The 21,523-nt window shown below is 30.9% G+C and carries 20 protein-coding genes; 19 read left to right on the forward strand and 1 reads right to left on the reverse strand.

Features of this window, described 5'->3' with window-relative positions; translation table 11 throughout:
• Positions 1 to 8 precede the first annotated feature (8 nt).
• The 16 genes from L2B55_RS03500 to L2B55_RS03575 all read left to right on the forward strand — a co-directional run bounded on the left by L2B55_RS03500 (position 9) and on the right by L2B55_RS03575 (position 16,703).
• Positions 9 to 1,655, forward strand: coding sequence for an NTP transferase domain-containing protein (locus L2B55_RS03500; RefSeq protein ID WP_237848909.1), 1,647 nt, complete (start codon positions 9 to 11; stop codon positions 1,653 to 1,655).
• Entirely contained in the window at positions 1,652 to 2,020 is a 369-nt protein-coding gene (locus L2B55_RS03505) for a GtrA family protein (RefSeq protein WP_237848910.1), read from the forward strand. Before L2B55_RS03500 ends, L2B55_RS03505 begins: the two co-directional genes overlap by 4 nt.
• Before the next feature lie 14 nt (positions 2,021 to 2,034).
• Positions 2,035 to 2,733: a glycosyltransferase family 2 protein gene (locus L2B55_RS03510; RefSeq protein WP_237848911.1), complete on the forward strand. Its 699-nt coding sequence runs from the start codon at positions 2,035 to 2,037 to the stop codon at positions 2,731 to 2,733.
• Between the two features lies 1 nt (position 2,734).
• Positions 2,735 to 3,337: a PI-PLC domain-containing protein gene (locus L2B55_RS03515; protein ID WP_237848912.1), complete on the forward strand. Its 603-nt coding sequence runs from the start codon at positions 2,735 to 2,737 to the stop codon at positions 3,335 to 3,337.
• Positions 3,338 to 3,373: 36 nt separating this feature from the next.
• Entirely contained in the window at positions 3,374 to 5,071 is a 1,698-nt protein-coding gene (locus tag L2B55_RS03520; protein WP_237848913.1) for a hypothetical protein, read from the forward strand.
• Between the two features lie 138 nt (positions 5,072 to 5,209).
• Positions 5,210 to 6,514, forward strand: coding sequence for a lipopolysaccharide biosynthesis protein RfbH (gene rfbH / locus L2B55_RS03525; protein ID WP_237848914.1), 1,305 nt, complete (start codon positions 5,210 to 5,212; stop codon positions 6,512 to 6,514).
• A 1-nt stretch (position 6,515) separates the two neighbouring features.
• Positions 6,516 to 7,883 (forward strand): lipopolysaccharide biosynthesis protein, encoded by a 1,368-nt coding sequence (locus L2B55_RS03530; RefSeq protein ID WP_237848915.1) that lies wholly within the window; start codon positions 6,516 to 6,518, stop codon positions 7,881 to 7,883.
• Complete coding sequence (locus L2B55_RS03535; protein WP_237848916.1) at positions 7,876 to 8,763, forward strand: glycosyltransferase family 2 protein; 888 nt, start codon at positions 7,876 to 7,878, stop codon at positions 8,761 to 8,763. Before L2B55_RS03530 ends, L2B55_RS03535 begins: the two co-directional genes overlap by 8 nt.
• Positions 8,760 to 9,392, forward strand: coding sequence for an acyltransferase (locus L2B55_RS18965; RefSeq protein WP_276573980.1), 633 nt, complete (start codon positions 8,760 to 8,762; stop codon positions 9,390 to 9,392). The genes L2B55_RS03535 and L2B55_RS18965 overlap by 4 nt, the downstream gene beginning before the upstream one ends.
• Positions 9,392 to 10,273, forward strand: coding sequence for a glycosyltransferase family 2 protein (locus L2B55_RS03545; RefSeq protein WP_237848917.1), 882 nt, complete (start codon positions 9,392 to 9,394; stop codon positions 10,271 to 10,273). Before L2B55_RS18965 ends, L2B55_RS03545 begins: the two co-directional genes overlap by 1 nt.
• A 264-nt stretch (positions 10,274 to 10,537) precedes the next feature.
• Positions 10,538 to 11,680: an O-antigen ligase family protein gene (locus L2B55_RS03550; RefSeq protein ID WP_237848918.1), complete on the forward strand. Its 1,143-nt coding sequence runs from the start codon at positions 10,538 to 10,540 to the stop codon at positions 11,678 to 11,680.
• On the forward strand, positions 11,652 to 12,887 hold the full coding sequence (locus L2B55_RS03555) for a glycosyltransferase (RefSeq protein WP_237848919.1): 1,236 nt from the start codon (positions 11,652 to 11,654) through the stop codon (positions 12,885 to 12,887). Before L2B55_RS03550 ends, L2B55_RS03555 begins: the two co-directional genes overlap by 29 nt.
• Positions 12,868 to 14,079, forward strand: a complete 1,212-nt coding sequence (locus L2B55_RS03560) for a glycosyltransferase (protein ID WP_237848920.1) — start codon at positions 12,868 to 12,870, stop codon at positions 14,077 to 14,079. Before L2B55_RS03555 ends, L2B55_RS03560 begins: the two co-directional genes overlap by 20 nt.
• The gene (locus L2B55_RS03565) at positions 14,079 to 15,083 is read left to right on the forward strand and encodes a glycosyltransferase family 4 protein (protein WP_237848921.1); all 1,005 of its coding nucleotides are present in this window, start codon (positions 14,079 to 14,081) and stop codon (positions 15,081 to 15,083) included. The genes L2B55_RS03560 and L2B55_RS03565 overlap by 1 nt, the downstream gene beginning before the upstream one ends.
• Positions 15,080 to 15,595 carry an acyltransferase gene (locus L2B55_RS03570; RefSeq protein WP_237848922.1) on the forward strand — a complete coding sequence of 172 codons (516 nt, stop codon included), beginning with the start codon at positions 15,080 to 15,082 and terminating at the stop codon, positions 15,593 to 15,595. Before L2B55_RS03565 ends, L2B55_RS03570 begins: the two co-directional genes overlap by 4 nt.
• Entirely contained in the window at positions 15,582 to 16,703 is a 1,122-nt protein-coding gene (locus tag L2B55_RS03575; RefSeq protein ID WP_237848923.1) for a glycosyltransferase, read from the forward strand. The genes L2B55_RS03570 and L2B55_RS03575 overlap by 14 nt, the downstream gene beginning before the upstream one ends.
• On the opposite strand, the gene L2B55_RS03580 is transcribed toward L2B55_RS03575, so the two are convergent.
• On the reverse strand, positions 16,700 to 17,731 hold the full coding sequence (locus L2B55_RS03580) for an acyltransferase (RefSeq protein WP_237848924.1): 1,032 nt from the start codon (positions 17,729 to 17,731) through the stop codon (positions 16,700 to 16,702). The two genes, L2B55_RS03575 and L2B55_RS03580, sit on opposite strands and share 4 nt — an antisense overlap.
• A 614-nt stretch (positions 17,732 to 18,345) precedes the next feature.
• Between L2B55_RS03580 and L2B55_RS03585 the strand changes: the two genes are divergently transcribed.
• The 3 genes from L2B55_RS03585 to L2B55_RS03595 all read left to right on the forward strand — a co-directional run bounded on the left by L2B55_RS03585 (position 18,346) and on the right by L2B55_RS03595 (position 21,521).
• On the forward strand, positions 18,346 to 19,098 hold the full coding sequence (locus L2B55_RS03585; RefSeq protein ID WP_237848925.1) for a glycosyltransferase family 2 protein: 753 nt from the start codon (positions 18,346 to 18,348) through the stop codon (positions 19,096 to 19,098).
• Positions 19,059 to 20,006, forward strand: a complete 948-nt coding sequence (locus L2B55_RS03590; RefSeq protein ID WP_237848926.1) for an NAD-dependent epimerase/dehydratase family protein — start codon at positions 19,059 to 19,061, stop codon at positions 20,004 to 20,006. Before L2B55_RS03585 ends, L2B55_RS03590 begins: the two co-directional genes overlap by 40 nt.
• 297 nt (positions 20,007 to 20,303) lie before the next feature.
• Positions 20,304 to 21,521 (forward strand): SDR family NAD(P)-dependent oxidoreductase, encoded by a 1,218-nt coding sequence (locus tag L2B55_RS03595; protein ID WP_237848927.1) that lies wholly within the window; start codon positions 20,304 to 20,306, stop codon positions 21,519 to 21,521.
• The last annotated feature ends 2 nt before the right edge of the window (positions 21,522 to 21,523 follow it).

Here is a 21,523-nt window from a genome sequence, read left to right on the forward strand (position 1 = left end):
AAATAGAAATGCACATAGTAATACCAATGTCCGGAGTTGGTAATAGATTTATTGAAGCTGGTTACAGTGAGCCTAAACCTTTAATAATAATTGACGGAAAGCCAATCATTGAGCATGTTTGTGATTTATTTCCAGGAGAAACAAAGTTTACATTTATTTGTAATTCTAAACATTTGGCTGAGACGAATATTAGATCGGTTTTACTAAGAATCAAGCCAAATGCAAATATAATTGAGATACCAAATCATAAAAAAGGTCCTGTATATGCAGTTTCTTTTGTGGAGGATTTGATAGAAAATGAGGAAGAGGTAATTGTAAATTATTGTGATTTCGGAACCTATTGGAATTATCATGAATTTTTAAGTCATACCAGAGAAAGAGGTGCTGATGGTGCAATTCCTGCCTATAAAAGATTTCATCCTCATATGTTAGGAACTACCAACTATGCTTTTATGAGAGATGAAAAGCAATGGATGCTTGAAATAAAAGAAAAAGAGCCATTTACAAACGATCGCACAAATGAGTATGCTTCAAATGGGACTTATTATTTCAAAAAAGGATCTTATGTAAAAAAGTATTTTAAAGAATTAATGGATAAAGGGATTAGCCTAAATGGTGAATATTACGTATCGCTTATCTATAATCTTTTGGTTCAGGATAATTTAAAAGTATCCATTTATGATATTCAGCATATGCTTCAATGGGGGACACCTCAGGATGTAGAGGAGTACTTAAATTGGTCAAAATATTTCAAGGACGCTTGTAATGAAACGATTAAACCACAGGCATTAGAAAACAGTATTACCTTGATTCCACTTGCTGGTCGAGGTAATAGATTTGCCAAAGCAGGCTATAAAGATCCAAAACCTCTTTTAGAAATTAGTGGAAAACCCATGATTATTCAGGCTGCAAACTCCTTACCTAATAGTCAAGAACAAGTTTTTGTAACGTTGCAGGAACACTTGAATAATTATCCATTGGAAAAAGCTTTAAAAAGCGAATTTCCTGATTCTAAAATAATAGCAATTAATAATGTTACAGAAGGACAAGCTATTACTTGTAATTTGGGTTTGAAAGAAGTAGATGAGAATTCTTCGCTATTAATAGCTGCAACAGATAATGGGATGATTTATGATAAGGAAAAATATCAAAAATTAATAGACGACGAAAACGTGGATGCTATTATTTTTACATTTAGACACCATATCTCTAGTAAAAATAATCCTCAAATGTATGGTTGGATAAAAACAGACGAAAATGATAATGCTGTTAAGGTTTCTGTAAAAGTTCCAATTTCTGAAAATCCATTTAATGATCATGCTATAGTAGGCACATTTTATTTTAGGAAAATAGCATATTTCAAGAAAGCTTTGCAAAGTTTGTTAGAAAAGGATATAAAAGTAAATGGGGAGTTTTATGTTGATAGTTTAATGGGGGAACTTATAGATCTTGGTCTTAATGTGAAAGTTCTTGAAGTTGATGATTATATCTGTTGGGGAACTCCTGAGGATTACGAGACATTTGTTTATTGGCAAAGTTTTTTTCATAAAGCATCTTGGCATCCCTATCGATTAGAAAGCGATATTACCGTAAGCAAAGACAAAATAGAAGAATTAAATAAGAAGTATTACGCATTTGAGCAATCATACAATTGAGTAGAATACGAAAAGAATTAAAAAGATTTTTAGTCGCCGGATTAAGTGCAGTAGGTACTGATCTATTTATGTACTATATATTCCTGAATTTTTTCTCCATTGGATTATCAAAAGCAATTTCATTTCTTTTAGGTACGATTGTGGCCTATTTAATTAATAAATATTGGACTTTTGAAAAAAATCAAAAATCTTTAAAGGAAATATTTCAATTCGCTATACTGTATAGTTGCACACTTGGGGTAAATGTTATGACAAATAAGATAGTTTTAGATAATACTCAAATTGTATTTATTGCATTTTTTGTAGCTACTGGATTTAGTACAGTCTTAAATTTTATTGGTCAAAAATTTTGGGTATTTAAATGAATTAGGCAATAGATATGAAACTATCAATAATAGTACCTTGTTACAATGAAGAGAAAAACATACCAGTTATATTAGAAAAATTTAATGAAATTATAAAAAGAGATGATATTGAAGTTATTTTAGTAGATAATGGATCGACAGATAATAGTCAAAATGTTTTTAATAAACTAACGCCTAATTATTCTTTTGCAAAAGTTGTAAAGGTAAAAGTAAATGAAGGCTATGGTTTTGGAATCTATTCAGGTCTCAAAGAAGCGAGTGGTGAATTTATAGGCTATACACATGCCGATATGCAAACAGATCCTACTGATGTCCTGAAATCACTAGAAATTATCGTAAAACAAGTAAATCCCAAAAATTGCTATGTGAAAGGAGATAGGAAAGGAAGACCTTTTTTTGATCAGTTTTTTACTTCGGGTATGAGTTTGTTTGAATCGATTTATTTGGGCACAAAACTTTGGGACATCAATGCGCAACCAAATATATTTCACAGAAGTTTTTTTACAGGTTTAGATAATTTCCCTAAGGATTTTTCTCTCGATTTATATTTACTCTATATGGCAAAAAAACGAGGTCTTAAAGTTATTCGATTCGATGTAATTTTCCCTCCTCGAATTTTTGGTGAATCTAGTTGGAATAAGGGATTAGCTTCAAAATGGAAGTTTATCAAGAGAACAATAGAATTTAGTGTTAAGTTAAAAAGAGAACTGTGATATGGAATTTATTGCCCATAGAATTAATACAATAAAAGAATTGAAACAAGTTCCGAATGAATATGGAGTCGAACTTGATTTAAGAGATTATGGAGAAAAGTTAATACTCCAACATGACCCATTTAAAGACGGGGAAGATTTTGAAGAATATCTCAATCACTACAAACATGGCACTTTGATATTGAATATTAAAAGTGAAAGAATTGAACATAGAGTTTTAGAATTGATTAAACAATACAATATTAAAAAATATTTTTTTCTCGATAGTTCATTCCCAATGATACATCAACTTTCAAAAGGTGGAGAAAAAAAAATTGCTCTGAGGTTTTCAGAATTTGAAGGAATGGATACATTACTCGCCATGGCAGGAAAAATAGATTGGATTTGGGTTGATTGCTTTACAAAATTATCAATCACAAAAGAAAATTACACAATCCTAAAAGACCTCGGCTATAAATTCTGCCTTGTTTCACCAGAACTTCAGAAACAAGAAGAAAAAATGAATGGATATAAAGATTATATTAATTCACAGGAAATAAAATTTGATGCTATTTGCTGTAAAATTTACAATATAGTTAAATGGCTTCCCGTCTCACGACCATAATGGGTAGTAATTAGCCAAACCATAACTCAATTTAAAATGATAAACTTAATAGGAATATTAATTACTTTGTGTTTGCTTTCTACTTTATTTGTTTTAACCGGAAGGGTAATTCTAGTAATTGCGAATATAAAAAATAAAACTACTATACCTCTAATCGTAAGCTGTACTTATTTTCTTGGGATGGCAGTTTTCTTGGCAATTTGGAGGACCTTTTCGTTAATAACGGATAACGCACTACTTTCATTGGGAGTTACTTTAATGATTGCAGTCGCAATGATTTTTTTTAACTGGAAACAAACATGCCAATCATTCTTTTTTGATTTTTTTGAATTGATAAAATCTAAATGGTATTTGCTGTTTTCGATTTCTATATTTTTTTTTGTTGGGTTATATTGGATTGGGTCATTTAATGAATTAAATCCCTTTACAATTATTGGATCCTTACATAGTCCCCGATACGCTAATTTTGCCACTTATGTAGTTGAATTTAATAGGGTTCCTGTCTTAGGTCAGAACTATGGACAATCCATGTTAGCTTCAATTCCTATGTTTTTGGGATTTAATAGTCCTTTACTAGCATTGAACTTCTGGTTGAGTATCACAATGATTAATTTTTCTTTATTGATTTATTCATTGTGTTTGTATTTGAATTGTAGCGCTAAATTTTCTACACTCGCTACTTTTTTAGTTCTTTTCGGAAATACAGCAATTTCATTTTTTCACATATTAAGTATAGATTCTGGTAGTCCATTTATCCTGAATGGATATACAGATTCAATAGCTTCAATTGGAACTTTTATCGTTGTATTGTTTTTTCTGAAAGATACCTTGGCCAATGACTCTAGTTTTAGGGATTCCATAAAAGAAATAGTATTAATTTTTTCTGTTTCTGTTTTTTGGAATATTGCTGCCCCACAGGATTCTATGTTTTTTGGATTCCTAATTGGTTTAGTACTGATTTTCTCTTTTAAAAATAATATAAAAGCAACATTTAAAATATTTATGTTGTTTTTAGTCTTTTCATGTGTCGGCATTTTTCAAGGAGGAATGTATACCCCTTCGAAATTTAAAGAAAGTATTGTTTTGCCTGGAATGATGGAGATTGGTAGCGGTGGTATAGCTATAAATCCTGGTGTTCCCTTCTTTGTAGGTATAGGTGGAGCTTGGGAATATGGGAATAAAAATGTGATAACACAGGTTTCAGATGTTAAGAAACAGATCACATCATCTCCTAAATTAAGTTTGGTGGTTTCGAAAATTTTAATTATAGAGCAATTAGTAACGAATAGTCTTAAAGTGGTATTTTGGCCTATGTTAGGGATTATTGGGTTGATTCTAATAATAAAAACAAATACTATAAAAAACGGAAATCTTTTCTCCAAGCAATTAGCATTGGATTATAACAAATTAATTTTTGTCGCATTCTTTGTTTTTTTTATTGGATTAATATTCAATTTGTTTTTCTCCATTTCTGGATATAAGTGGGAATTAAGTAGATTCCTTATTTTAGGTTATTTTTTAGGTATGATTTGTTTAGTGCTCTGTTTGAATTTTCTATTTGAAAGCCGTATTCTATCAAAATGGAGCCTGTACTTTTTGATGGTTTTAATAACAATTGGGCCGATTGTTAATTCATTTGCAGTTATATTTGTAAATATTTTTTATACAAATAACAGGATTAGTTTTTTAGAGAAAATAAATATCTTGATTAATACATCTGGAATGATCAAATAAATTATGGTTAATTTTGGGGTTTTCATCGGAAATATATTGAATCTAATATACAAAAGTTTGTTTTTTAGAATTTAATATTGCGAATTTTTTCGATTGAATTAGAATTTGCCATAGGTTTTAAGAAAAAAAAATAAAAAAATGTTAAAAAATTTACAAGACGTTTTTCTTCAGGACAGTTGGAGAGAAATTGCTCGAAAGAAAACAACCCAAATAATTATTCCCGGTGAGAATTATATTCCTGTAACAGGTAAAGTACTTGACGAAGAAGATTTATTATTAGGAATAGAGTCGGTTTTGGATGGCTGGTTGACAGCAGGACGATTCTCAAAACAATTTGAGAGTGAATTTGCGTCCTATTTTGGGGCTTGCAAAGCATTATTGGTAAACTCAGGATCGTCGGCGAATCTTGTAGCTTTTTATACATTAACTTCTCCTAAGCTTGGTCAAAGAGCAATTAAACCAGGGGATGAGGTAATTACTGTAGCAGCCGGTTTCCCTACAACTATCAATCCAATGATTCAGTTTGGAGCGGTTCCGGTGTTTGTTGATGTTGATATCTCTACACATAATATTAAAGCAGAAATGATTGAAGCAGCCGTTTCTCCGAAAACTAAAGCAATCATGATTGCTCATACATTAGGAAATCCATTTAATTTGGATGAGGTAATGCGTATTGCTAAAAAATATAATTTATGGGTAGTAGAAGATGACTGCGATTCATTGGGTGCTACTTATAATGGCCAAAAAACCGGAACATTCGGAGATATATCAACTTTTTCTTTTTATCCGGCCCACCATATTACTATGGGAGAAGGTGGGGCAGTTGTAATTAATAATCCTGAATTAGCCAAAATAGCAGAAAGCTACCGAGATTGGGGACGTGATTGTTATTGTGAACCTGGTAAAGATAATACTTGTGGATGTCGTTTCGGTCAACAGTTGGGTTCTTTGCCTTATGGTTACGATCATAAATACACTTATTCTCATATTGGCTTTAATCTTAAAGTAACCGATATGCAGGCAGCTTTAGGCGTTTCTCAGTTCAAAAAGTTGGATTCTTTTGTAGCCAAGCGTCGTGAAAACTACAAAGCTTTATATGAACGTATGAAGCAGTTCGAGGATATTTTCATTTTACCTGAAGCGACACCTAATTCAGATCCTTCCTGGTTCGGCTTCTTATTGACCCTTCGTGAAGGTGATGCTGCAGATCGCCATATGTTGGTACAACATTTAGAAAAAAATAAAATAGGTACTCGTTTGTTATTTGGTGGTAATTTATTGCGTCAACCAGCTTATGCAAATATTCAACATCGTGTGGTTGGCGATTTAACAAATACAGATATCATTATGAACCAATCGTTTTGGTTAGGTGTTTGGCCTGGACTGGATGAAGGACATTGTGACTACATGGTAGAAGTAATTAGAGAGTATCTAAATTCTTAAGATGATTACTCTTGCAAGAAAATCCTTGACTAAAGTTGGGATTGATCAAACTATTGCTTTTACAGTAATTTCTAAAATTATCCAAGCTGTTGGAGGCGTTGCTACCCTTGCGTTTGTTGCTCGCTTTTTAACTAAAGCAGAGCAAGGATATTATTATACTTTTGGTAGTATTTTAGCAATTCAAATTTTCTTTGAGCTTGGTTTATGTAATATCATTATCCAATTTGTAGCCCATGAAAATGCAACTATAACGTGGAGGGATGATGCAACGTTTGAAGGGTCAGTTGAATCAATTTCTCGTTTGTCATCATTATTAAGATTTACTGTAAAGTGGTTTGTTGTAATTTCTATTCTATTTATAATTGGGTTGTTAATAACTGGTTATGTCTTTTTTAAGAAATTTGGAAATGTTAATGATTTTGTTGAATGGCAAGGACCTTGGTTTTTATTAGCCGTAACAACTGCTTTAGCATTGTTTGCAGCACCTGTTATGGCATATTTGGAAGGATTAGGCAAAATGAAAGAAGTGGCAAAGGTGAGGGTTGTTCAACAAATAATTCAATTGCCTTTAATGCTTATCCTATTTTCCTTTGGTTTTAAACTTTATTCTGCGCCAATTGCTTATACAATTGCATTGAGCGTAATACCTATTTGGATTTTTTGTAGTAGGCAAAAACAAATTTTGAAGAATATATGGAACAAAATCGATTCTTTTAGAGTTGATTATAAAAAAGAAATATTTCCTTTCCAATGGAAAATAGCACTAAGTTGGATTAGTGGATTTTTTATATTTCAATTATTCAATCCTGTACTCTTTGCTACAGAAGGTGCAGTAGTGGCTGGACAAATGGGGATGACTATTACTGTTTTAAATTCTATTTTAATGTTAACATTAAGTTGGGTGAGTACTAAGACGCCAACTTTCTCGGTATTAATTGCAAGGAAAGAATACAAACAACTGGATAAATTATTTAACATAGCATTAATTCAGTCTACTATATTAAATGTTTTTGGATTATGTGTATTTTTCTTTCTGGTATTTGTTTTACGTTATTTTCAAATATCTATTAACGGAAAGCCATTTGGCGATAGATTCTTAGATTATAAGTCTATGCTATTTATGGCAATTCCTATTACATTAAATCACATTATTGCAGGTTGGGCAACCTATTTAAGATGCCACAAAAAAGAGCCCATGCTTGTACAAAGTATTATCATTGCAATTATGTGCTCTGCCTCAACTTTTGTTTTTGGCCATGCTTATGGTGTTAATGGTATTACTACGGGTTACTTGGCTATTTCTTTTATAAGTTTCAGCTGGACTTACTTTATTTACAAAAATAATAAACGCAACTGGCATTGTGAATAGACCAATCCTTTCTTTGTGCATTCCTACTTATAATCGTAGTGAAATATTAAACAATACATTAAAGTCCCTAATTAACAATCCTGAATTTGATAGCGATTTGATAGAGGTTTTGGTCTCAGACAATTGTTCAACAGATGATACAAAAGAAGTTGTAAAACGATATCCAAAAGTTAAATATTTTCGAAACGAAGAAAATGTAAAAGATGCCAATTTTGCTATTGCGTTAAATTATGCTAATGGGGAGTATGTAAGGTTGTTTAATGATACCTTATCTTTTAAACCTAATATGCTTCGTTTTATGATTTGCAAAATTCAAGAAAATCTCGATTCAAAAAGAAACGTGTATTTTTATGGTGAAACTTTTTTACATAAAAATACAATTGTTAAGGTTAATAGTTTAAGCGAATACATTAAAGAAGTTAGTTTTTACTCTACATGGATAGCGAACTTTGGTACCTGGAAAGATAATTTTTTAAATCTTAAAGATATAGATAAATATGTAGATAAGCAGCTCGTTCAAGTTGATTGGAATCTGCAACTATTCACAACTGATAGTTCAAGCAATATCTATTTTAATGATTTTTACGATATAGAATCTCCAAAGAAAAAAGGCGGATACAATGTTTTTAAGGTTTTTGTATCCAACTATCTTCTTATTCTCAAACAACACAAGCTTTCGGCATTAACTTATGAAAGAGAGAAATATCAGCTTTGCAAAAACTTTGTATATCCCTGGATTTTGAAATTATTTGTATTTGAGAGTAAAAAATATAGCTTTCAAACAGATGGAGCATTCAAAACACTTTTTAATAAATATTGGTATGAGCCTTATTTCTATATCATTTGTTTGAAATTTTTTATTCATAAAATTAGATCATGAGGAAATTGTTTGGTTTCATCATTAAACAGCTTGTACAACTTTTTTCAAGAATCTTTACATTTCAATTTTTCCAAAATTTGAATGTTCGAAAGAATAGCTATTATACAATATGGATTTCAAAACAGTTTAAAGATTTTGGTAATAATTCAGGGATTAATAAACCTATATATTTGACAGGTGGGAAATACATAACCATAGGAGATAACTTTCACTGTGATCATAGATTAAGATTGGACGCTATTGACGCATACAATAATCAGGTTTTTACTCCAAGTATTGTAATTGGGAATAATGTCACTATGCAAAAAGATTGTCATATAGGAGCAATTGATAAAATTGTGATTGGTAATAATGTATTAATGGGGAGTAAAATTTTTATTTCAGATCATTCTCATGGTGATACGTCGTTATCTTCTATTCTTTTGCCTCCTCTTGAGCGTCCTTTAATCAGTAAAGGGCCAATTTATATTGAGAATAATGTTTGGATAGGAGAAGGGGCAGTTATTTTATCTGGTGTTACAATTGGTGAAAATAGTATTATTGGCGCCAATACAGTAGTCACAAAATCGGTTCCTAAGAATTCTGTTGCAGCTGGTAATCCAGCCAAAATAATTAAAGAATTAATATAATGGATGTTTCTATAATAATTGTCAATTATAATACAATTTCTTTATTGATAGATGCTATTGATAGTGTTTTGGAAAAAACAAAGGATGTGGTATATGAGATAATCGTTGTTGACAATAATTCAAATGATAATTCACAATTTATAATAGGTCAAAAGTATAATACTCAGGTTAAATACATGGCATTGACCGAGAATATTGGATTCGGGAGAGCAAACAATAAAGGATTTGAAATTGCAAAAGGCAGAAATGTTTTTTTACTAAATCCCGATACTATTTTACAGAATAATGCCGTAAAAATTTTATCTGATTTTCTTGATGATAATTCTTTGACAGGAGTTGCTGGAGCAAATCTGTACAACGATGATGGCACTTATCAACCTTCTTTTTCTCAGATGTATCCTTCTCTTAAAGTTGAATTAAGCAACTTGTTTCATCTTATGTTTCTCCAAAATAAACAGTGCATAAATGAAACAGACGAAGCGATTCAGACCCAAAGTGTTGTTGGAGCTGCAATGATGATTAAAAAAGAAGTAATAGAAAAAGTAGGAGTCTTTAATCCTAAATTTTTTATATATGGAGAAGAAGAAGAATTGTGTAATAGAATTAGAAAAGTAGGTTTTTTGATTTTTAATGTACCTTCAGCAAAAATCACCCATTTGGATGGGAAAAGTTTTCAGTTTTCAGAAAATAGACAAAAAAGACGTTTGGATGGTATAAGGACGCTATATAGTGTCTCATATAATAGTTTCTATTGTACTATATTAAAAGTAGTTGAATACACAACAATCGTAAGCCGATTGATAATCTTTAAGATGCTCAAAAAAGATGAAAAGATTCAATATTGGTCATTTATGTACAAGAATCGAAAATGGTATAGTTAAATCTAGATTGCTTCAAAATCTATAATAAAGTTCGATATACTTTACATTATTAATAATTAACTAGAATTTATTAAGTTGAAAGACCTTCAGTCTCATTTAAAAAAATACGGGGGCTTATATTTTCTCATAATACTTCATCTCTGTGGCGGTATAATAGCCAATCTCGCTATTATTATTAGCTCATGTTATGCTTTTTTTTATTTCTGTTTTAAGAAGGAAATAGACTTGTATGTAGTTTTTTTACTGCTATATACGAACATTTGTATGGGGCAGAATGCTGAAGCCGAAAATGTACTCAGTATTAATGTAGGGATTTATGCATTGTTTAAAAATGTATTAATAATTGGGCCAATAGCGTTGTCAACTAAATTGGCTTTTGCACTTGCAACACCTGTAAGAGCAATATTGAATTTAGAAAAAACAAAACCTTACTGGTTACTGGCACTTTGGTATTTAGCTGTAATATTTTCAATAATAGGATTGTTTGTTTCATTTTTTTCCGGACTTGAAAATAAAGCAGGTCTTACGGTTGGCTTTAGGATTGCACTAACAATGGGGGTTGTTCTGATACCCACGCTAGTTTCATCAAAAGAAAAATTTTTAAAGCAATTTGATAAAATTTTCATATTGTCAGCTGTTTCATTGGGCCTTGGTTTAATGAACGCTCATTGGCTCTTTATATCCTTTGCTTTTTTACCCTATTTATGGTACAGATTTAAATCAATTCTATTAAAGGCCGTAATTATTTTATGCTTAGGGAGGATTTTTGTTGGATTAGAAACAACTATTACAATTGTAACAATGATTTTACTTAGCTTTATCTTTCTGTTTCTTGCTAAATTTAAGATTCTTAATCAAAAAAATTTAAAATATTTAGGTCCACTCTTTATACTTATTCCAATCTTGATAACAATTTATGTTATTCATATGCCTGTTGATAAAATGGGTTATGATTTTACAAGTATTATGGGGTATGTGAAATTTAAACTAATTGGAGACAGAAAGCCAATATGGGATGCCACAGTTCTTCAAATGAGTAACCAGAATTTTTTTATTGCTCCTTCGGGTAGTTCACTTGAAGTCTATTTCGATTATATAGATAAATGGACCGAATGGCCAGAGGGATCACATAATATTTTTTTGGAAATTGGCCGTCAGACAGGTGTTTTTTGTATGCTTTTTTTTACTTTTTTACTTTTTAGAACTTTATATTTTGCTTTTAAAAGTTTATCAAATAAGATAGAATGTTTTATAATTCTTTCTTTTACTTCTATCTACTTAGCATTTGGCCTTTCTGGACAACACATTGTATATGATGGAGTAGGGTTCATGTATTGGTTGTTAATTGCGCAATTAGCTAAATTTAATTCTAAAGTCAATGAAAATAGTACATATCTCAGCAGCTAATTCATCAGTAGGAGCAGGGATGGCCTGTGTTAAATTACATGAGGCATTATTGAACGAAAATGTGGAATCTAAGATATTGTTTTTAACTAGACAATCCGCAGGTTGCACAAATTCTTCATTTTATGAAAATACAAGTTTAAAGAAGTTAAAACGTAAATTACTAACTTTTGCTGATAGATTTCTTCTCAAATACTACACTAGAAGGAAACCTGAAATATTTTCACCGGGGTTGTTTGGAATAGATTTATCAACAAATACAGATGTTCAAAGTGCAGACATTATTCATCTTCATTGGATTAATCATGCGTTTATAGACATTAAAGATTTATTTAAATTAAATAAGCCAATTGTTTGGACAATGCATGACTGCTGGACTTTTACAGGAGGATGTCATTACTTTTTTTCTTGTGATCATTTTAAGAAAGATTGTGGTAAATGCCAGGTGCTAAATAGTGGAAAGCAAAATGATTTATCCAATTATATATTTAAAAGGAAAAAAAAGTATTATCCAAAATTAAATATTAAATTTTTAGCAATAAGTAATTGGATGAAGGAACAAGCTAAGCTTGGTACTCTTCTTAAAAATGAATCAGTCGATGTGATTCCAAGTGGTATAGATTGTAATGTCTATAACTCAACAACCAGTTTAGATTTGCGTGAAAAGCTTAATCTTAAAATTGACGACACAATTGTCTTAATGGGAGCTCAACATTTAAATTCTCCTTTTAAAGGAGTCCAGCTAAGTATAGACGCATTAAATCAATATCAAGATAAAAAATTAAAAATAATAACATTTGGTGGCGGAGAAATTGTTTTATCAAACCCCCTTCATCAAATTATAAATTTTGGATTTGTTTCAAATCCAAAAGAAATGGCCGATTTATATACGGTAGCAGATGTTTTTTTGTGTACATCGGTAGCAGAAGGTTTTGGAATGACCGTAGCCGAAGCACAATGCTGCGGTACGCCTGCAATTGCATTTGAGGAAACAGGCCCAAGCGATATTATCAATCATAAAGTTACAGGATATCTGGCAAAATTTAAAAACGTTGACGATGTTGTAAATGGATTGTCTTATTGTTTAAATACTAAATTTGATAGAATAAACATAGCCATAGATTCAGAAAAGAAATTTTCAATAAAGAATTGTGCTATTAAATATAAATTAATTTATAAAGAGATTTTAAGTGAGGAAAGGAAAAAATAATACCAATAGTTCAGTTTTTATTGGTAATTATCTAGATGAGAGTATACAAAATGAGCGTGGTTTACTAGCTCCTAATCCAGCTGGTTCCAATCGAATGTGGAGGATGTCTAAAGCCGTTCAGAGTCAAGGCTTTTTGTCCTATATAATTTCGCCTGCCTGCAGTGCAAGAATTAAGTTTAACTCTAAAATAGTTCACCCTGCCCGTATTGCCAGAAAAAATGGAATTATAGTTATTTATGCTCCTGCCCTTGCAATTCCTTATTTCAGTATTTTGTTTGAGTTCTTTTCAATGGCATGGATTTTTTTAGGATTGACTTTCTTAAGAAATATTAGGGTTGCAATGCTCTATTGCTATTATCCATCAACAATTATTGTGGGATTAATTGCTAAAATTCAAAGAATAAAAATAATTGAAGATTTAGAAGATATTGTAACGCCTAAATTGAGTGACTGGTTTAGTAAACCAATAATGTTCTCATTACAGCAGGCAATTGGTGGTTTTTTAATGAGAATATCTATATGGTTATCAGATTTAATTATCATTCCATCTTCAAAATTCTTGTTTAAAACAATAGAGAATAAAAATTATCTTGTTATAGATGGCTGCATTGATGTTTCAGGAGATACAAAGTTAAATTTTGAGGATGAAAAAATCACTGTTTTATTGGCAGGTATGTTAGATGAGGAACAAGGAATTGATTTGTATTTGCAAACATTAGATATTGTAAAAAACAACGAAAAATTTGCAAAAAGATTTAAATTCAATATATGTGGTCTTTCGTTAAATGAAGAATCCCTGAAAGCTTCTCTGGCAAGGTTCGTTAATTTAGATTTAACCTATTACGGATTTGTTAGTTCATCAGAATTCAATGCTATATTAAAAAAGACTCATGTCTGCTTAGTATTGCAAAATCCAACTGGTCGAAATGCACAGCAAAAAACACCTTCAAAAGGTTATGAGTATATGGCCTCAGGTAAAGCAGTAATTGTTACTCCTATTGGAGATTACATTAATTTACCTAACAATACTTGTTTTGTTTTGAGTGAATACTCTCCACAAAACATCATATCTATTCTATCTAAAATAAACCATGAAAGCATAATCGAAATTGGCGGCAATGCAAAACAATTTGCAAATGAAAATTGGGGTTTTGAAAATATAGGGAAGAAAATAATTAATCGATTATTCTAATGAAACAACTTATAGTAACTTGCCTGCCAAGTTTTTATAAGAATATAGCGTTCAAAAAAATATCTGAACATGGTATTCTTAAGGTATTTTTTACATTTGATTCAAAAATAAAACGAGAAGGGGATTTCTTTAATAATGGTTTAAATAATGAAGATATTATAGAAAAAACAAATGTATTTAATAATTTAAAAAAACTTTATTTAGAAAGTAAAAAAGCTGAGTATGTGACCTTAGGTGGCTGGGACGATTTGTATTTCTGGTTTTTACGTTTCATTGTACCAAAACGAAAACTGAGATTAATTGTTGAGTCAAGTATTTACGAATTTAATGATTCGGCACTTACACCATTGAAAAAAATTTTCGTTAAAGGTATTTCAGAATGTATTGTAAGTGGACAACCACATTATCGATTAATAAGGCATTTAGGTTTTAAAGGAAAAATAACAATATCAAAAGGTGTTGGAGTTCTCGATTTTAATTATGAGCCGAAAGAAAAGATTAGACCAGAGAAAGTCATGAACTTTCTTTATGTGGGTAGAGTATCTAAAGATAAAGGAGTTGAGTTATTATTTACTTTTTTCGAAAAAAATCCGGAACTCCATCTAAATATTGTTGGAAGTGTTGAGGATGAAAAATATTTGGATATTATTTCAACATTGCAAAATGTAACTTACCATGGTTATAAGAATAGAAATGAATTGAAAGATATATTCAGTTATAATGACGTTTTTATTTTAGCCTCAAGAGTCGAACCATGGGGGTTGGTAATCGAAGAAGCTTTGTATCATGGTTTACCTGTGGTGGTGTCTGATAAAGTAGGCTGTAATGAGGATTTAGTTAAGGGGTACGATACGGGACAAGTTTTTGCTATGGATGATTTAGTTGATTTAACCGAGAAAATAGAAAAAATTACAAATGTTGATCAATATATGTTGCAGTGCAAAAATATTAATTCAATTAATTTTAATGAAATCTCGAATAATTATGTTAACTGCTTTTTATGATTAGAAGATTAAAGATGTTTTTAGGTAGAATTTTACTAAAATTATTACCTCTACAAGCTTTTCCAAAACTAAATCGGTATTGTTTGCTTCTAATGGGACATAAAATTGGAAAAAAATCTTTGCTGTATAGTTCAGTTGAGGTTCTCGGATTGATAAAATTGGATGTTGGAAACGAGGTGTTTGTAGGGCATAGAACATTGTTTATGGGCGGGAGTTCTACTATTACAATTGGAAAGAATTGTGATATTTCATCAAATGTTAGTTTAATATGCGGATCACATGAAATTGGTGATGTTATGCGTAGAGCCGGTAAAGGAATAAGTAATGATATTACGATTGGGGCTGGTGTTTGGATAGGATATGGAAGTTTAATTTTGGGCGGAGTGACGATTGAAGACGGAGCAATTATCGCAGCAGGAAGTGTAGTGAATAAGTCTGTAGCCAAAAATACTATATATGGTGGGGTACCAGCTAAAGAAATTAAAAAATTGGAGATACATGAAATTAGATAATTTATTAATTGTAAATCCGTGGACGGGTAACATTGGACCCAATACTTTTTTGAAAAATTTCTATCGGAATTTAGATTATTCAAATATAAAATTAACGGTTATTTATCCGGAAAAGGATCTAATTTCGGAAGAGATGGAATCATTAGGGATAAATGTGATTTATAATAAGCATATTTCACTAAAACATATTAAAAATTTTTTTCTTAAAACCTTAATAAGATTCAGTAGCGAGTTTTATTTAATATTTTTTTACCTCAATATTTTTAGAAAACAAAAGTATTCAAAGTGTCTAATAAATACAGAATTATATTCTTATTCATTATTGGTGCCTTGGTTATTTTCAAATGTTTATGTAGTTGTACACTCACTTTCTTTTAAAAAGAATGGCTTTTTGAATAAAGTATTGCTTCTTTTTCAAAAAACTTTTGTTTTCAAATATTTAGCTGTTTCAAAAGCGGTTAAAGAATCTTTAAAGCTGCAGGGTATCAGAAAAAATATTGAAGTTGTATACAATGGTGTAAATCTACAGAAAGAAATTAATGCAGAATTGGAAAGAAAAGCGAATTATAAAATACTTTCTATCGCTCATCCTGTTCCTCATAAAGGAGCTCATCATTTGTTAGAGGTGCTTTCGATATTAAAAGATAAAGCTGAATTCAAATGGACCCTTTTAGGTTGGTATTCTGAGTCTTCTGATAAAGAGTATCAAGACTTTTTTATCAGCGAAATAAATCGATTAAATTTAAATAATGAAATTGAAGTGCTGGGAAATGTAAACAATATATCTGATTGGTATAGACAATCAGATTTATTAGTCCATCCTTCCGAAAGTGAATCTTTCGGTTTTGTTGTGGCTGAAGCTATGTCTTTTGGCGTGCCTGTTGTTGCTTTTAAGGTTGGTGCTCTTCATGAAATTATTGATGATAAAATAAACGGTTTTTTAATTCCAGCCTTCAAAACCACACTGATGGCTGAAATTATATATGAATTAATACACGATAAAGAGAATAATATCAAAATTAGGACAGCTGCTCAGAATAAAATCAAGGACAAGTTTGATAATGCAAAAAATATACAAAGAGTATTTAGAATTCTAGATCTAAATTAACCTGAGATATATTTTCCATAAGGCAGTTTATTTACGATATATATTATTAAGACTGAAAATGTTAAACATAATATAGTAGTTGCCGGGATTCCAATTAAAGGGTGAATAAAGAAACAAGTAATGCCGGCTTTTGTGAGAAATATTAAAATTAATACGTGTACTAAATAAATGCCATAACTAAATCTATTTATTAAATTTAAAAACTTTAAAATAAATTGATTCTTTACATATTTGTCCTTAACATAGAGATAAACACCAATAGCGCACATTAATACATTAAATGTTAAATATGAATAATATAACTCATCTTTTTCTCCCTTGAGAATAAATAAAAAATAGGTTCCTGCAATAGTTATTATAAGACCTGGGAAAAATAAAAATATTGCTATGGAATCCTTTTTTCTTGTACTCTCAAAATTTACTTTTCTTAAGTAATACCCTAATATAGTATAACCCAGAAAGCCATTGAAATACGAAAGATCTACTTTAGTCTCAAAAATGGATAGAATTGGATAAGTAAATAAAACTGTAATTAACCAAATAATTAAAAAATATAAAATCTCTTTATTAGTACTGCTGCGAATCCACTTGCTGATTATAGGAGTGAAAAGGTAAATACCCAATAGTGTATATACAAACCATAGATGATAGGAGCTGCCGTTTTTGAATTGATCAATTATAAACGTGAAAACTTGAAAATAATCTAAATGCTCTTTGTGCATTACTTTTAGCGTCAAGCTAAATAAAATATAAGGAATGCTCCAGAAAATAAATGGAATTACAACTCTAAAAAACCTCTTTTTTAGAAAAATGCTAATAGAGTATTCTTTATCAAAAAGTAAGGCTCCAGTTAACATGAAAAAAACAGGAACACTAAACCTAACTAAGCTTTCTATAATATTACCAATCCACCAATCTGTTAAAGACTCCATGCTTGTTAATAGTGGTGCCGTAACATGTAAAATAATTACAGCAATAGTAGTTAGAGCTCGTAAACTATCTGCCCATTGTAATTTAGTTTCTTTCATGTTAAATTTTTTGCGAAGATATGGAAGTTAAATAGTATTGTTTTAGTTATTTCCGATTGCGTTTTAATTAATGTGAATGGTATTATTTCATATTATTTAATAAAGAAAAATTTACAGAACTAATTTTTGGAAATTGTTAAAACTGTTTTTTTAGGACACTTCCCAGAAGTTGGGCCAATTAAAAGTAGAATTCTCCCCGCAGCGCAGCGAGGGGATTGGCCCAAAAGGAATTAACTTTGAATTGGTAAATAGGTAATATGAAAAAAAGATCAGATTTGCTGAAACGCAGATTGTAAAAGAAATCAAGTAACACGAAAATGACCCTACAGCCCTGGTGATATGTAGGGAAGTGGGCATTAGCAATGCCACATTTTATAAATGGAAACAACGATAAGGCGGACTAACTCAGTCTGACCCATGAAGCCTTAAAGGATGCGATCAGAAAAAAATGAAATATTTCCTTTAGATAGAAAATATTGGACAGATAATAGATAACAAAATTTTAAAGTTCAACTAAAGCTCCAAATGAGGAAGTTTATAATAATACTTTAATTTGGTTTAAGATAGAATATAGGTTTTATTAAGTTTAATAAATAAATTTCAAGAATTTAATAGTGAAAATTTCCATAATAACAGTTGTTTTTAACAACGAAGCTACAATAAGGCAGGCTATAGAATCAGTACTTAATCAAACTTATTTAAATATAGAATATATAATTATAGATGGTAAATCTACAGATAAAACCGTGTCAATAATTGAAGAATATAAAGATCAGTTAAATTGTTTTATTTCTGAACAAGATAAAGGCCTTTATGATGCCATGAATAAAGGTATATCTTTGGCTACAGGTGATTTAATAGGTATTCTTAATTCTGATGATACTTTTAATTCAAATACTATTATAGAGCAAATAGCTAATTTTCATAAGCAAAATAATGTTGACGCCACTATTGGCAATGTTATTCAGCATAAAGAAAATGGTAAAATAGTGCGACTATATTCTTCCAAATATTGGAATCCGGATAAACTAAAAATTGGATTTATGCCACCTCATCCTTCCATTTTTTTTAGAAAAGAACTTTTTAATAAATTTGGCAATTATGATCTTTTTTTTAAAATCGGTGCCGATTATGAGTTAATTGCTCGTTTTTTTCTTAAAAATAATATTACTTGGAAATACTCAGGAATAACAACAACTACTATGTTGGTTGGTGGGGTAAGTAGCTCGGGATCTTCATCATATAAATTAATTACAAAAGAAATTCAAAAGGCATTAAGTATGAATGGGATTGTATTTTCTCCATTGAAGATTAAATTGCGTTTTTTTTGGAAAATTATTGGTTTTTTGAAGAAATGGGAAAAGTAAAACAGACTTTAATTACTGGTGCGACAGGGTTTGTTGGTAAAAGCTTGCAAAGCTATTTGTCTCCAACTTTTGAAATGGAATTATTAAGTGTCCGCTATTTGCCTAATCCGCGATTTGAGATAAAAAGTGATGCGATAATTCATTTAGCGGGGAAAGCTCACGATTTAAAAAAAGTATCAAATCCTCGGGAATATTACGAATCCAATTTTGAGCTGACCCGACAAATGTTTGATGCCTTTTTAACATCTAAAGCCTCTGTTTTTATTTTTATGAGTACTGTAAAAGCTGTGGCAGATGAAGTCAAAGGGGTTTTAACTGAACAAACCAATCCTAATCCTAAAACACATTATGGTATCGCTAAATATCAGGCTGAACAGTATATTCTATCAAAAGAATTACCATCGGAGAAACGAGTTTATATTTTGAGGCCATGTATTATACATGGACCCGGAAATAAGGGAAATCTTAATTTGTTATATCAACTGGTAGAAAAAGGATTTCCATGGCCGTTGGGAGCCTTTGAAAACAAACGTTCGTTTTTGAGTATTGAAAATCTGTGTTTTGTTATAAAGGAATTACTGGAAAATGAAAATATTCCATCTGGTGTGTACCAACTTGCAGATGATGAATCATTATCTACAAACGAATTAATTCAATTATTAAGCAATACTTTGGAACGAAAATGTAGTATTTGGCCAATTTCTGTTTCTTGGATTAAAAGAATGGCCAAAATTGGAGACCATTTGTGTTTACCATTAAATTCAGAGCGACTGCAAAAGCTGACAGAGAATTATATAGTGAGTAATGATAAAATTGTAAAGGCAATCGGTAAATCATTGCCTATTTCCTCAGAAGAGGGGTTGAGGAGAACGTTTATTTCGTTTAGAAAAAAAAAACTATATAAATGAAAAGGTCCCTTATAAGAGGGTTTATAGAACAAAATGGTTATCATTGCATCTTTTGCTGAGTTCTTCAAACAGTGCTAAACAATTAAATAAGAGGACGCCGCTACATTTTTCTTACTAGTTAGCTGTATTAATTTCTAAAACAGGAGAAATGAGTGGGTCTAAAGTGCCAATTATTTAAACTAAAAAATCACAGTAAAATGTTAGGTTGAATTGAAGGCCTGAATTAAGTATTTCAAAACAACATAAAAACAAAAACTTCAATTAAACAATTGACGAAAGTTGAGGCGACTAAGACATATGAAAAGCATTTTAAGAATTGATGAATTTATCAAGCAATTTATCACAGAAAGAGACAATAGTTTATTTAAAGAGGATTTAAGTAGTTTTCATACTGAACTGGAAAAGAAAATCACAGACAAAAATGTATTAGTAATAGGAGGTGCAGGAACGATCGGCTCCTCATATATTAAAGCATTGCTGCGATTTAAAGTAAAGAAGCTTGTTGTAGTAGATATAAACGAAAATGGCTTAACGGAGTTGGTAAGGGATTTACGTAGTTCTGATGATTTATTCGTTCCAGTTGATATTAAAACCTATCCAATTAACTTTAGTGATTCTGTTTTTGAAAAGATATTCAAAAAAGAAGGTCCATTTCATATCGTTGCAAATTTTGCGGCTCATAAACATGTTAGAAGTGAAAAGGATCAGTTCTCAATTGAGGCAATGATCGAGAATAACGTGATCAAGGCGAAGAAGTTGTTGGATCTACTGTTAGATTCACCACCTGAACATTTCTTTTGTGTCTCTACCGATAAGGCGGCTAATCCTGTAAATGTTATGGGCGCTTCGAAAAAGTTAATGGAAGATGTAATTTTGGCTTATTCAGCTAAGATGCCAATTACTACAGCGCGCTTTGCTAATGTGGCGTTTTCTAATGGGAGTCTCCCTTTTGGGTTCATTGAGAGATTGATGAAGAAGCAACCACTTTCGAGTCCTTCAAACATTCGAAGATATTTTGTTTCCCCTCAAGAATCAGGTGAGTTGTGCTTATTGGCTTGTATCCTGGGAAAATCGGGTGAAATATTTTTTCCTAAACTTAATGAAAAGGATATGAAGACTTTTTCTGAAATCGCTGTAAAACTATTGGAAACATTAGGATATCAAGCTGATTTTTGTTCTACAGAAGATGAAGCACGTAAAAAAGCGTTGGTTTTAGATAGCCAATCAACTCATTATCCTGTTTATTTCTTCGAGTCCGATACTTCAGGAGAAAAGCCATATGAAGAGTTTTATACTGAAAATGAGATGAAAGATATGAATACTTTTGCACAGCTCGGGGTAATCAAAGATGCTCAAAGAAAGGAAATTTCAGAAATTGAAGAAACGTTTAGCGTGTTAATGCAACTTTTTGAAAATGATGAAATAACCAAGGCTGATATCGTAGAAGCTTTAAAAATATATTTGCCAAATTTTGAACACATTGAAAAAGGAAAAAGTCTAGACCAACGCATGTAATT

The organism is Solitalea lacus, assembly GCF_022014595.1.
GTDB lineage: Bacteria > Bacteroidota > Bacteroidia > Sphingobacteriales > Sphingobacteriaceae > Solitalea > Solitalea lacus.